Below are 12,883 nucleotides of genomic sequence, written 5' to 3'. Positions count from 1 at the left end.
TGGATGGATAACAACCCAGCTTTTAAGAATACCCGAAAATCAGTGCGAGGCTCTTTAATCCGTGGTTACAAACGAATTAAAAAGTAGCAGGATAAATATTCGTTTATGCAGTAAAATGTATAAAAAAGCCGCCACCAACTACGTGGTAATCGCAAAAAGTTACCACCAAGTACGTGGTAAAAATTTAACTTTTTTTGTGGAAAAACCATGTAATTACCAGCAAATTGGAAAACTTACCAGCTTACGTGGTAAGCTCTCAAAACCAGCTGTACCAAGGGTTTAGAGCATTTTCACAAAAATACCTTACCAGCTTACGTGGTAATCTGAAAATCCAGTAATATCAAGGGTTTAGCTATATAAAATATATAAATTACCACTAAAATAATATAATATAATATATTTTAATTATTATATTTAATTATTATATATTTATTTTATTTTATTTATATAGAGAAAAAAACGTGGTAACGTGGTAAAAAAATGAAAAATATACAAATATGCAAAAAGGAGAAAACAAGATGGATAAAATGATTGTGGTGACAGATGAAGAATACCTGGAACGCTGCTGGCAAGTAGAAACTTGGAAAGACTTAGCTGAGGTAATTACGAGCTACACATGGATTGCTACGGATGGCAACTTAGTTAGTATGAAGCGTAAAATCACACGCACTAAGCAGTACTTAAAAAATCGTATCTTAACTGAACGTAAAACAAGGAAACTAACTGGCGAAGAGTTCAAAGAGCTTAAAGAACAAATCAAGTTAACTTTTGTAATGGAGATTGACGAGCAGTTGGGAAAGGCAACACAATTATGGCATTACAACAAAAAAGCTGATGCAGCTGGAATTTCAGACAAGGAACGTATGGAATATTTCGTGAACAAAGCGAGTAAAAAAGCAGAAAAATATTTTAAACTTTTTCAATAAAAAGTGTTGACAAATTAAAACAAGTTAGCTATAATATATTTGTAAAGTAAAGCAAAGGAGAAAATGGATGCACCTACTAGACAAAAAGCAGTATCAAGCTATCTTGATCAATTCGATTGGTGATAAGGACAGATTCAAGTTTTTAGTAGAAAAAAACACCTTCAAGAATTACACTGGTAAGCCAGTCGGGAAAGCTGTAAAGCTGAGAGCCACTCTAGACGTCCTAGAAACGTTTCTAAGCGTCGTTAAGCAAGGAGAGGTAGATTTTACCACTGAAGCGAAAGAGGGGCTTACAGAGCTTCTCAGAGCCTATCAGAGCGAATTAGAAAAAGTGCGTGACAGAAAAGAGTATTATAGAAACTACTATAAAGAACATAAAGGCTATTACCAAAACTATCACAAAGAACGCAGAGGACGTAAAGAAGAGGGACAAAATGGATAAAGTAACAAAAAAATTCTATGAAGCAATGGAAGATGTATTACCGAATCTGATTTTAGATGCTTATGATTGCAGACGTTACCGATGCGCTAAAATTAAAGGACTAATGCCACCGTTCGATATTCTAATTGAATTGCTTGATTATATTCCACCCGATGTTGCACTGGATTCACTGAGAGCAAAATCAGATTGCATCAAACCAGGGCACGAAACAGAAGTGTATTTATACGCTATCAAGAAATTTGACACAGAGGAAACTAAACGACTCCGAAGACAGCGCCGCAAAATTGAACGTGCGGAAGGAATTGAGAGATTAGAATTAGAAGGTAGAAAATGAGATTTAACTGGCTTTTTACCCTCTCGGTCTGTATAAGCGTTGGCGTTGTGATGGCTAGCATGTACGCTGGATTTGAGAGCGTTAAAACAAGTTACACACAACAGATTGCAGATCTGCAGGCTGAGTTGAAAGAGGCAAAAGCAAAGATAAAAACGCTGGAGGATAATCAGATTATTGTTTATCAGACGGATAGCGAAGATAGCAACCCATAAAGGTATTTAGAACCGTTCGACTCGGTTCATGGGTATAGCCTAGAATTTTTAAAAAAAAGAATGGAGGAGTTCCTCGCTGTTTTCTAAAAGTTAGCAACAGTCAGTTGTCACTAGGCGCAATCTGGCGAGGCTGATTAAAATATCAATAACGGATAGTCATTTCTAAAAGTGTTACTTTCTATAATCTAACGCAGCTTATCAGCCGGCTGTTATTCTGCAAGGCGTGAATCACGATAATTCCTGCGGGTCGTGCGCCTGCCTGCAAAAGAAAAAAAGCCCTGCTTCCGCAAGACTTTTGTGGTATGAATACGTTAACATTATTATACCACATTATCCACGAAGGAGTTAGGGAATGGGGAAGGCATCACAATTACTTGACGAACTTAAAAATCTAGACGCAGATATCCAAAGCAGAATCGACGAAGTAAGAACATTAGAAGCTGGCTTGTTATCTAGCCCTAAATGGTCTAGTGACAAAATCAAGGGTGGAAAACCAGTAAAAGTCGATGATGTTTATGCGCAACTTATTGTTTTAAAAGAGTCAATCGAACAGGACACGAATGAAGCTATCAATCGTAAGCTTGAATTAAGCAGGTTGATTAACAAAGTATCTAATCCAAAAGAACGCGCTATTTTGCGCATGACGTATATTTTAAAGCAATATCCAGAGGACGTTATGGAGCATTTAAAAATCAGTCAATCAACTTATTACCGTTTACGCAAACACGCAACAGAAGAAATTGATGTTTTTTTTGGAAGCGTGACAAAAAATGGGAATAAATGGGAATGAATGATACAAAAAGGGACAATCTGGGCGTGCATGGGGCTATAAATGTGTTATTATAGTATTGTCAAGAAATTAGGGTAAGCACTTATGAAGTGTCTACCTTTTTATTATGTTTGGAGGTGATGGAAAATGGGATGACAGAAAAACAGAAGATTTTTGCCGATGAGTACATCATCTGTTTGAATGCTACAAGGGCTTATAAGAAAGCCTATCCGAATGTTAAGAAGGATGAAGTTGCAAGATCTAATGGAAGTAGATTGCTAACTAATGCTAACGTGAAAGCCTATATAGATGAACAACTGGAAAAGTTGCAGTCAGAACGGGTTGCAGATCAGCAGGAAGTCATGGAATACCTGACAGCTGTCATGCGTGGGAAAAAGACTGAACCGTTGCTTGTTTTGGATGGTGAAGGTAAACAGAAAGTTGTTGATGCTATCCCACCAGTACAGGCACGAACTAAAGCAGCTGAATTGCTTGGAAAACGTTATAGGTTATTTACTGATAAGCAGGAAGTCGAAGTGCAAGGAACGGTGGTGTTTACGAATGAAGACGACATCGCAGACTAACGACGTTATCGTTGACCTTCCTAAAATGGTTGGTGGCGGATATGGTAAGTTTTGGCGTTCTAAGAACTTTTATAGGGTTGTTAAGGGTTCTCGTGGCTCGAAGAAGTCGAAAACAACGGCTCTGAACTTTATCACAAGGCTTTTGAAATATCCGTGGGCTAACCTGCTTGTGGTTCGTAGGTACTCGAATACTAACAAGCAGTCAACCTATACTGATTTTAAGTGGGCGTGTAACCAGCTAAAGGTTGCGCACCTTTTTAAATTCAACGAGTCATTGCCCGAGATAACGGTCAGAAATACGGGTCAAAAAATTCTTTTTCGTGGTCTTGATGATGAATTAAAAATCACGTCTATTACTGTTGACGTTGGGAGTTTGTGCTGGGCTTGGTTCGAAGAAGCTTATCAAATCGAAACGGAAGATAAATTCAGTACAGTAGTTGAATCAATTCGTGGTAGCTTGGACGTTCCCGAATTCTTTAAACAGATCACGGTGACATTCAACCCGTGGAATGAAAGACACTGGCTGAAACGTGTCTTTTTTGATAAAGACACACAACGAGCTGATACATTAACTTTGACTACCACCTACAAGTGTAATGAATGGCTAGATGAAATTGACAGGCAGCGCTATGAAGACTTATATATCACCAATCCAAGACGTGCTCGCATAGTATGTGACGGTGAGTGGGGGGTTGCTGAAGGACTTGTGTTTGAAAATACTAGAGTGGAAGATTTTGATGTTCAAAAGACAATACAGCGGGTGAAAGAGACTACAGCGGGTATGGATTTTGGTTTCACACAAGACCCGACAACGCTTATATGCGTTGCTGTAGATTTTGAGAATAAACGTCTTTATCTTTACAACGAACATTATCAGAAAGCAATGCTTACAGACGATATTGTTAAAATGCTAAAAGACAAAGGAATGCAACATTCTTATATTTCAGCAGATAGTGCAGAAAATCGTTTGATTGCTGAAATACGCAGCAAAGGCATTAGTCGCATTGTGCCAAGTTTAAAAGGTAAAGGTTCAATTATGCAAGGGATTCAGTTTATGCAAGGATTCCAAATCGTCATTCACCCCTCGTGCGAGCATACAATAGAAGAATTTAACACGTACACTTTTAAGCAAGACAAAGAGGGGGATTGGTTGAATGAGCCAATAGATGCAAACAACCACATCATCGACGCGGTGCGCTACAGTCTTGAGCGTTATCATATTCAGAGAAGCAATATGAGAGAAAAAACTAAAAAAGCAAGTTATTTATTTTGAGGTAATACATGGTAAAATTTCTATCTAAGACTAGATTTAATCCACATAGTAACGACCAGATCATCATGCTAACTGAAGATTATGAAGCTATTGATTTTGCGTCTAAAAAATGGATTGAACAATTAAAACAATACATCAATACACATAAGCTACAAGTTGCGCGATTGAAAGAATTGAAACGATACTATTTAGGTGATAACAATATCAAGTATCGTCCTGATAAAACAGATGAGTCCGCTGCTGATAACCGTATTTCAAGCGACTTTGCAAAGTACATTACAGTTTTTGAACAAGGCTATATGCTTGGCAATCCAGTTAAGTATACGAATGAGGATAAAACACTACAAGAATTGATTGATACGTTTTCTGAACAAACAAACGAAGCTTATCACAATATCTTGATTAAAACCGACTTATCTATTTACGGGCGTGCTTATGAGCTGCTAAACCCTGAAGAAGATGAAGACGGCAATGTTGTTTTAAAACTGTATCATTTAGCACCAGAGCAGACGTTTGTTATTTATGATGATACATACCAACAAAAGTCGTTGTTGGGTGTCAACTATTATGAGGTTGACTACGGCATGGGTCACCGCAAAATGGTGGTGCGTGTCTATTCAGATGATATGATTTATACTTATGTTGACGATAACCAAGATAATTTTGGGCTTCGTTTAGTTGATGAACCAGTACAACATTATCTCAAAGGTGTTCCAATTAACGAGTTTAAGAATAACGAGGACCGCACAGGCGCTTATGAATCTGTTCTTGATGACATTGACGCTTATGACTTATCGCAATCGGAGCTGGCTAACTTTCAACAAAACAGTAATGATGCTATCTTACTAATCACTGGTAATCCTTACACTGGTTCGGACGACAACGATTATCTCGAAGATGGGCGTGTTAACCCCAACGGCCGTTTAGGTGTGGCGATTGGATTTAAGAAGGCACAAATTGCAGTGCTGGATGACAATCCTAATCCTGGTGGGTCACAGCCAGACGCAAAATACTTGGTTAAGCAATATGATTCGGCTGGTGCTGAAGCATACAAGCAACGTTTAGTGAACGATATTTTACGCTTCACATTCACACCCGATATTCTAGATAATAATTTCAGTGGCATCCAATCTGGTGAATCCATGAAATACAAGCTTATGGCGTCTGATAACTATCGCAGCAAACAAGAACAATTGTTCAAAAAAGGACTTATGCGACGTTTGCGTTTGGCGGTCAACGTCTGGAAAATTAAGGGCAATGAAGCAACGAATTATCACGCAATCAATCAAACCTCTGTCATTTTCAGTCCTAACTTGCCGCAAAACGAGACTGAGATTGCAAACATCGCCAAGTCGCTTTTTGGTGTGGTAAGCGACCAGACAGTTTACGAATTGTTGGAACAGGTGACTGGAATCGATGCAGAAGATGAACTGAAACGCCTAAAAGCTGAAGAACCAAAAGAACCAGAGCCACGTTTTGATGTTGAGGTAAATGCTGATGGCGAAGAGAACAGCGAAGAAGCACGATAATTATTGGCGGGATCGGGCGGAAGACATTATGCGCTATATTGATTCAACTGATATTGATGTCTTTGAAGAATTGCAAAAAATATATATCGAGCATAGCGCAGAAGTTCAACGTGACTTATTTGCGTTCGTAACAAAATATGCTGATGATAACAAAATGAGCTATTCTGAGGCTCTACAACGCCTTAGAGGTGTCGACCTATCAGATTATCAAGCGAACGCAGAGAAGTACCGTAAGCAGGCTGAGAAAGCCCCAGAATTGCTTAAAAGATTAAATGAGCAATATGCCAGCTCAAAAGTCACACGTTTTGATGCCTTAAACCTTGAAATGACATACAAAATCGGTGTTATGCAAGGTATTATCGAGAAGTCGTTCGAAAACTATTTGAAATCAACCGCCAAGTACGCTTACAGAAAAATTATGGGCGGCAATGGTGGTGCATTGAACGAGCCAGCATTGAAAGAGCTTATCAATACCCCTTTTAATGGTTACAACTATTCTGAGCAGATTTGGGGCAATACAGATAATTTAGCTAAAGACTTAAGGGAAGTTCTAAAGCGTGGTTTTATTCGTGGTGATGATGTTCGGAGCATGGCTGCTGAGCTTTCCAAAAAGTACAACGTAGCAAGGGCACGAGCGCAAACACTTATCAGGACTGACGGGACGGCTATTGTCAATCGTTCAGCTATTAAACGTTATGAAGAGTCTGGATTAAAATATTATCGTATTTCTGTCCATTTGGATAATAGGACATCACAGATTTGTAAGAGAATCAACAGAGAAAATAAGCTTTACAGAATTGATGAGTTTGAAACTGGGGTCACCGCACCACCTTTCCATTATAATTGTAGGTCAGCTGTTATTCCTGACGAAGACGAGTTGAATAATAAAAGTGAAAATAATAAAACATAAAATTTTGTCCAAAACTGCTCATGACGTTAAAAGGTGCAAGGTTATTAGTCTAACTGCGGACTTAAAACGGAGGTAGCCAACATGGCAGAAGAAACTAACACTGAAGTAGTCGAAGTGGAAACAGTCGACAATCCAGAAGCTACTGAAGCGGATAAAACATTCACTCAAGATGAGCTTAACCACATTGTCCAAGAACGTGTTCAACGTGCCGTGGCTAAAGCACAAAAAGACGCCGAAGACAAAATCAAACAAGCACAATCTGAGGGTGAACGTTTAGCAAAATTGACAAAAGATGAACGCGCCAAAGAGGAAGAAGCTAAGCGCTTAGCTGATCTCGAAGCTCGTGAAAAAGCAATTGCAGTCAAAGAACTGCGAATCGAGACACAAAGCCTTTTGTCAGATGAAGGTTTACCAATCGAATTTCTTGACGTTGTTATGGCAGATACCGCGGAATCTGTTAAGGAAAACATTGCAAGTATTCGAAAGGTATTTGATGAAGCTGTTGAAAAGCGTGTGAATGAGCGTCTAACGCAAGATAAGCCACGCCGTGGTTCAACAGCAGGGGCAATGAGTAAAGCTGAAATTATGGCTGTTCAAGATGCAAACGAGCGTCAGAAACTCATTGCGGAAAATTTGGATTTATTTAGAAGGGGTTAACTTATGGCTGAAGATAAACTAACTGTTATGAACGACTTGGGCGAAATCAAAACAATTGATTTTGTCAACAAATTTAGCACTAACATCTCTGAACTATTGACACTGCTCGGTGTGACACGTAAAGAACCGTTGTCGGCTGATATGAAAATCAAAACTTACAAGTGGGAAAAAGATATTGACACAACAACCACTGCCGAAGGTGACACAATTCCACTTTCTAAAGTGACTCGTGCAGTAGACAAAGAATATCAAGTTGCATGGATTAAAAAACGCCGTGCCGTTTCTGCTGAAGCTATCGCACGTCATGGTGCTTCTTTAGCAATTGACCAAGCTGACCAACGTATTATGCGCGAAATTCAAAACGGCATCAAAACTGATTTCTTTACTTTCCTAAAAACAGATCCAACGAAAGTTAACGGAACAGGCCTTCAAGGTGCGCTTGCTCAAACGTGGGGCAAACTTCAAACATTCTCTGAATTCGATGGCTCACCAATCGTGTCATTTGTAAATTCACTTGATGTAGCTGACTACCTTGGCGATAAAGCGGTTGGTGCTGATGGGTCTAACGTCTTCGGGATGACATTGCTTAAAAACTTCCTAGGGATGCAAAACGTTATCGTATTGCCAAACGTACCGAAGGGTAAAGTTTACTCAACTGCTATTGAAAACATTGTTCTTGCTTACCTTGATGTTAACAGCTCAGATTTGGGTGGAATGTTTGCCGATTATACTGACGAAACTGGTTTGATTGCTTCAAGTCGTGACCGTTCTCTTAACAACCTTACATACGAATCAGTGTTCTTCGGTGCTCTTAAATTGTTCGCTGAAATTCCTGCGGGTGTTATTGAAGCTACAATCCAAGACCAAGCAGCTGCATCTGAACCTTCTAAATCATCAAAATAAGTAGAGGTAAGTAAATTATGGACAAAGCGTTGATTTTAGAGGAAGTTAAATTATTCAAAGGAATTTCTGATAAAGATACAACGCAAGATAAATTGATTGAACTGGCAATCAATGAAAGTGTTGACCGTGTTTTGGCTAAGCTCAATGAGTTTAGCGAATGCGAGTTGACAGAAGTTCCAAAACGTTTAACTTTCATCATTCGAGATGTAGCTGTTAAACGCTACAATCGTTTAAACTCAGAAGGTGCTAGTGCTGATAGCGAAGAAGGTCGTTCGTTTAACTGGGATAAGTATTTAGATGAATATGAAAATACATTGAAAAGTGCTGCAGTTGGTAGAAATTATCAGGCGAAAGGAATTGCTAGATTTATATGATTTATAACAAGCGTGTTATTTTAATCACTGAAACGACTGAAGCAGACTTTTTAGGTGATAAAGTCGTCAAAAAACAATCTGAACCCATCCCTTGTCAGGAAAATAACCTAACCAACGCAGAACAAATGGGTATCTTTGGAAAATACAATCTTGATAGTTTTAAATTGCATTTGCAAGGATACTACGATGGCTTTTCTGAAATTATCTACGATGGCAAAAAGCGCAAAATTCGGGGTAAAAAGCATCATAAAAACTCAACGGTGATATATATATGAGCGTTAAGTTCAAAGTGAGCGGTGTTGACAGAATGGTTAGAACGATTGCTAGTAAAGGCAAACAGGCACAGGCAGCTACAAATCGTGAGCTTGATTTATCTAGTAAACGAATCGAACGAACGGCTAAAACAAAAGCTCCAGTTGATACTGGTGCACTGAAAAACACAATCTTTTCAGCAAAAGCGGGCAATCTAACCTATAAAGTTACTGCACCTCAACATTACGCGGTTTTTGTTGAAAACGGAACTCGAAGAATGCGAGCGCAGCCATTCCTGAGACCAGCACTGGATGCTGAACGACCAAAACTAATCAGCAACTTGCGCAAACTATATGAAAGATAGGTGATACATGACGAATTATTCACCATCCACTTTATTTTTAAAAGAGCTGCACGATAGGTTGGAAGTGTTAGCTATTCCAATCTATTTTCATTTACCGAATCCTGACGTTTTAGAGCCTTTTATCGTGATTGGTTCTAACTCATCAGATACTTCACGAACAGCTCAAACGGGGGCTATTATCGAGGATATTACGGTAAATATTGACATCTTTTTAGATGGCTCAAGCAGGACAGATGCGGAAGAAGTTAAGGCAAAAGCCTTAAGGGTATTAGGGCGTAGAAACGCAACAGCTAACATTATTCCAGATGACAGCATAGGACGTGACGTGTATCACGTTTCTATTGTTGTTTCTGGTACTATTTATTAAAGGAGAGTTACATGACAGAAACAGGAAAAATTACAGTGACAACTGCTAAGCCACTAGCAGGGAAAAAAGTATTTTATTTCATTCAGTCTATTCATGCCGAGCTTGGCAGCGCTGCAGTCTTGCCAGCTTATCGTACCGATGGAACTTTGACGCTTGGCGCTGAATATTCTGACGAACAAACACAACAAGGGCTTTTGCTTGATAAAACAAGCACTAGCCACGAAATCGAATTGACAACTAAGTTCGCACCAAAAGACCCGTCAATTGACATTATTGAGCAAGCGAACGATACAGGTGAATCAGTTAAGATTTGGCGTGTCCTTGTTGATGAATCGTTGAAAGAGCAAGAAGGCGTCAGCGACCCTAAAAAAGATGTTTATCCTGCGAAGTTTGGCTATGCTAAAATCGGTGATATTGAATACAGCGAAGGTATTGAAGATATTATCGAAGCTAACTACACAGCAACCATTGTTGGCAAGCTAAAAAATGGTAAATTCCCATTGACCGCCAAAGAAATTGCTTTGCTTGATGAAGTTTACGAATATCAAAATCCTGGTGAAACAAAGGGTGATTACGACAACATCCAAAAAACACCAGGTAAATAATCTATCAAGGTTGGATATTACATCCAGCCTTTTATTTTTTAGTTAGGGGACAACTCATATTATGGAATTTAAAGTCAAAAATAAAATCATCGAAATCAAATTCGACTATCGCACAATGTTTAAAGTTGACAAACAACTTGCAACCAAAAACAAAGAAACTGGAGCAAGTAACAATGATGGTGTCGGAACATTGTTCAACAACATTCTAAACCGCAACGATGAGGGGCTTGTTGACTTGATTCTTTTATCAGCGAATAAAGCATTTAGCAAAGCTATTTCAGAAGATGACGCTATTACAGCTATTGAAGATTGGCTAGTGGATAATGATGCTGCAGATACGGAAAACTTGTTCGAAGAAATCCAGCAAGAAATGGTTGATTCCGGTTTTTTCAGAAACAAGATTTTGAAATACATCGAAAACTTGGAAACAGCAGTAGAGTACATGAAAGCGCAAGAAGACAGCGAACCGCTTCAAGTCGAAGTCACAGAAAAACTTATTGGCAAGATGAAAAGCGCACTATCTTAACAGAGTGCGCCCGTCTTGGATTAACAGATTTAGAAACAATCTATTCTTGCAACAAATGGGAACTTGATGCAATTTTGGAAGGACTTCATTACAGGCAGATTGATTTTCGAGAAAATCTTTCAGAGCTTGCTATGGAGATGCGCTACACTATGAACGCTAAGCGTGCTAGTGCGAATAAACTTAGCAAGAAAAAAGACAGAAATAAAGTTAAGCAAGCCTTTCATGCAAATGACATTAAACAAACGACAGATAGCAGTCTTGCTGAACGTTTGCAAAAGGTCAACGACTATTTCATGAACAGATAATACAGAAAGGAGGGGTTATATGGCAGAATTTGATGGTTCAATTTATGCTTATGTCGGTGCTGATATTGCTGATTATCAAGCGGCAATGAATAAGATTACAACTGCAACACAGCGTGCTTTTGAAAAAGCACAAGATGCAGCCGTGAATAGTTCTAATCGTTTAGTCCAACGAGTGGGGCAAATTATGGCGCAGTTGGCAAACAATGGGGAATCACTTGGTAAACGTTTAGGAACAGCGTTCAGCACAGGCTTAAATTTGTCCATCGGTGAAATTCAACGTATAGCTTCATCGATTGGTGAAAAAATACCTCAGCCCATAAAAAATGGGTTCAATAACGCTTTGGCATCTATTCAGAATAGTGTCAACTCACTAGCTAACAAAATCCCTCAACCTATTCAAAACGCTTTTACAAAAGCAACTAACTCAGCCTCTAACTTTGCTAAAACGACGACTAGCAGTGTTAGTTCAGCATTTAGCACGATTAGTTCAAAAGCTAACAGCGCTGCTAGTGCTATCAGTAACTCTTTTTCTGGCAAAATCATGTCAAGTGTGACTAATTTGTCAACAAGGATGGCAAGCTCACTTGGCCGTGGGTTTTCTAATTTGTCTAGCAAGGCAACTAGCGCGCTTAATGGTATTAGTCAAAAATTCGCTAGTGCATCCAGTGCTGGAGAAAAGCTGCATAGCACAGTGATGCAGATTGCAGCAGGTTTTTCTCTTGTTGCAATCGCACAAAAAGGTATAAACGCTCTGACTGGAGCGCTAGATGGTGCTGTAAGTCGTGTTGATACCATGAACCGTTTCCCAAAAACGATGAAACTGTTTGGCTATTCAGCCGAAGAGTCAAAGAGAGCCATTGATAAGTTATCAGCTGGAATTGAAGGGTTACCTACCCCGTTGGATAGCGCAGTAAAAAGCGCTCAACAACTTTCCATTACAACAGGCAGCCTTGAAAAAGGTACAGACTTAGCTCTTGCTTTTAATAACGCCATGATTGGATATGGTGCATCAACTGAAGAAGCTGAAAACGCGCTTAGGCAGTTTAATCAGTCTCTTGGTTCTGGAAAGATGCAGGCGGAGGAGTTCAACTCTGTGTCAGAAGCAGCACCAGGGCTTATGTCTAAAATGGCGGAAGCGTTTGGCTTTGGTTCAAACGGTGTTCAAGATTTGAAGAGTGCCTTGTCGGATGGAAAAATCACAGCGCAACAGTTTGCCGATAAGATGATTGAACTTAACGGTGCGCAGGGTGGCTTTGCTGAAATGGCGCAGGCATCGGCTGGTGGGATTCGTACAGCGTGGCAAAATTTAAACACCGCTGTTGTCAAAGGTGTTGCTAACATGATTACTGCGTTTGATGAAGCTGCCAAAGCAAACGGTCTGAAAACTATTTCAGAAAGTTTGTTGGCTTTAAAACCAGCTATCAACGATGCGTTTGCTACTGTCACTGCAGTTATCCCAAATATGGTCGCTGCCTTTGCAAGACTGAAAAATTCGATTGATATTGATGTATCAGGAATCAGTCAAAGTATCAAATCAGGTTTTGACTTGCT

19 protein-coding genes are annotated in these 12,883 nt (G+C 39.3%); all 19 read left to right on the top strand.

Features of this window, described 5'->3' with window-relative positions; translation table 11 throughout:
- Window positions 1-518: 518 nt before the first annotated feature.
- A complete protein-coding gene (locus tag F9929_RS23495) occupies window positions 519-926 on the top strand; it encodes a hypothetical protein (RefSeq protein ID WP_152048990.1) in 408 nt (135 codons plus the stop codon).
- A gap of 67 nt (window positions 927-993) precedes the next feature.
- Window positions 994-1,368 carry a hypothetical protein gene (locus F9929_RS23490; RefSeq protein WP_152048989.1) on the top strand — a complete coding sequence of 125 codons (375 nt, stop codon included), beginning with the start codon at window positions 994-996 and terminating at the stop codon, window positions 1,366-1,368.
- A complete protein-coding gene (locus F9929_RS23485; RefSeq protein WP_152048988.1) occupies window positions 1,361-1,702 on the top strand; it encodes a hypothetical protein in 342 nt (113 codons plus the stop codon). The genes F9929_RS23490 and F9929_RS23485 overlap by 8 nt, the downstream gene beginning before the upstream one ends.
- Window positions 1,699-1,914, top strand: coding sequence for a hypothetical protein (locus tag F9929_RS23480; RefSeq protein ID WP_152048987.1), 216 nt, complete (start codon window positions 1,699-1,701; stop codon window positions 1,912-1,914). Before F9929_RS23485 ends, F9929_RS23480 begins: the two co-directional genes overlap by 4 nt.
- A 352-nt stretch (window positions 1,915-2,266) precedes the next feature.
- Window positions 2,267-2,704, top strand: coding sequence for a DUF1492 domain-containing protein (locus F9929_RS23475; protein ID WP_152048986.1), 438 nt, complete (start codon window positions 2,267-2,269; stop codon window positions 2,702-2,704).
- A gap of 131 nt (window positions 2,705-2,835) precedes the next feature.
- The gene (locus F9929_RS23470; RefSeq protein WP_152048985.1) at window positions 2,836-3,267 is read left to right on the top strand and encodes a terminase small subunit; all 432 of its coding nucleotides are present in this window, start codon (window positions 2,836-2,838) and stop codon (window positions 3,265-3,267) included.
- Window positions 3,245-4,540 (top strand): PBSX family phage terminase large subunit, encoded by a 1,296-nt coding sequence (locus F9929_RS23465; protein WP_152048984.1) that lies wholly within the window; start codon window positions 3,245-3,247, stop codon window positions 4,538-4,540. The genes F9929_RS23470 and F9929_RS23465 overlap by 23 nt, the downstream gene beginning before the upstream one ends.
- Before the next feature lie 65 nt (window positions 4,541-4,605).
- On the top strand, window positions 4,606-6,069 hold the full coding sequence (locus F9929_RS23460) for a phage portal protein (RefSeq protein WP_210251387.1): 1,464 nt from the start codon (window positions 4,606-4,608) through the stop codon (window positions 6,067-6,069).
- Window positions 6,038-6,979: a minor capsid protein gene (locus F9929_RS23455; RefSeq protein ID WP_210251386.1), complete on the top strand. Its 942-nt coding sequence runs from the start codon at window positions 6,038-6,040 to the stop codon at window positions 6,977-6,979. Before F9929_RS23460 ends, F9929_RS23455 begins: the two co-directional genes overlap by 32 nt.
- A gap of 81 nt (window positions 6,980-7,060) precedes the next feature.
- The gene (locus F9929_RS23450) at window positions 7,061-7,636 is read left to right on the top strand and encodes a DUF4355 domain-containing protein (RefSeq protein WP_152048982.1); all 576 of its coding nucleotides are present in this window, start codon (window positions 7,061-7,063) and stop codon (window positions 7,634-7,636) included.
- A gap of 3 nt (window positions 7,637-7,639) precedes the next feature.
- Entirely contained in the window at window positions 7,640-8,539 is a 900-nt protein-coding gene (locus tag F9929_RS23445) for a phage major capsid protein (RefSeq protein ID WP_152048981.1), read from the top strand.
- 17 nt (window positions 8,540-8,556) lie between these two features.
- Window positions 8,557-8,913, top strand: a complete 357-nt coding sequence (locus F9929_RS23440) for a phage head-tail connector protein (RefSeq protein WP_210251385.1) — start codon at window positions 8,557-8,559, stop codon at window positions 8,911-8,913.
- A complete protein-coding gene (locus F9929_RS23435) occupies window positions 8,910-9,188 on the top strand; it encodes a hypothetical protein (protein WP_152048979.1) in 279 nt (92 codons plus the stop codon). Before F9929_RS23440 ends, F9929_RS23435 begins: the two co-directional genes overlap by 4 nt.
- Window positions 9,185-9,529, top strand: a complete 345-nt coding sequence (locus tag F9929_RS23430; protein WP_152048978.1) for an HK97-gp10 family putative phage morphogenesis protein — start codon at window positions 9,185-9,187, stop codon at window positions 9,527-9,529. The genes F9929_RS23435 and F9929_RS23430 overlap by 4 nt, the downstream gene beginning before the upstream one ends.
- Window positions 9,530-9,536: 7 nt before the next feature.
- Window positions 9,537-9,896 (top strand): hypothetical protein, encoded by a 360-nt coding sequence (locus F9929_RS23425; protein WP_152048977.1) that lies wholly within the window; start codon window positions 9,537-9,539, stop codon window positions 9,894-9,896.
- Window positions 9,897-9,907: 11 nt separating this feature from the next.
- Window positions 9,908-10,501 carry a phage major tail protein, TP901-1 family gene (locus F9929_RS23420; protein ID WP_152048976.1) on the top strand — a complete coding sequence of 198 codons (594 nt, stop codon included), beginning with the start codon at window positions 9,908-9,910 and terminating at the stop codon, window positions 10,499-10,501.
- A 61-nt stretch (window positions 10,502-10,562) separates the two neighbouring features.
- A complete protein-coding gene (locus F9929_RS23415) occupies window positions 10,563-11,027 on the top strand; it encodes a tail assembly chaperone (RefSeq protein WP_152048975.1) in 465 nt (154 codons plus the stop codon).
- A gap of 74 nt (window positions 11,028-11,101) precedes the next feature.
- Window positions 11,102-11,332: a hypothetical protein gene (locus tag F9929_RS23410; protein ID WP_152048974.1), complete on the top strand. Its 231-nt coding sequence runs from the start codon at window positions 11,102-11,104 to the stop codon at window positions 11,330-11,332.
- A 19-nt stretch (window positions 11,333-11,351) separates the two neighbouring features.
- A partial coding sequence (locus tag F9929_RS23405; RefSeq protein ID WP_152048973.1) for a tape measure protein occupies window positions 11,352-12,883 on the top strand: 1,532 nt, incomplete at its 3' end.

The organism is Aureimonas psammosilenae (assembly GCF_009176975.1).
Lineage (GTDB): Bacteria > Pseudomonadota > Alphaproteobacteria > Rhizobiales > Rhizobiaceae > Plantimonas > Plantimonas psammosilenae.
This window is presented reverse-complemented; position numbering and strand designations above follow the sequence as displayed.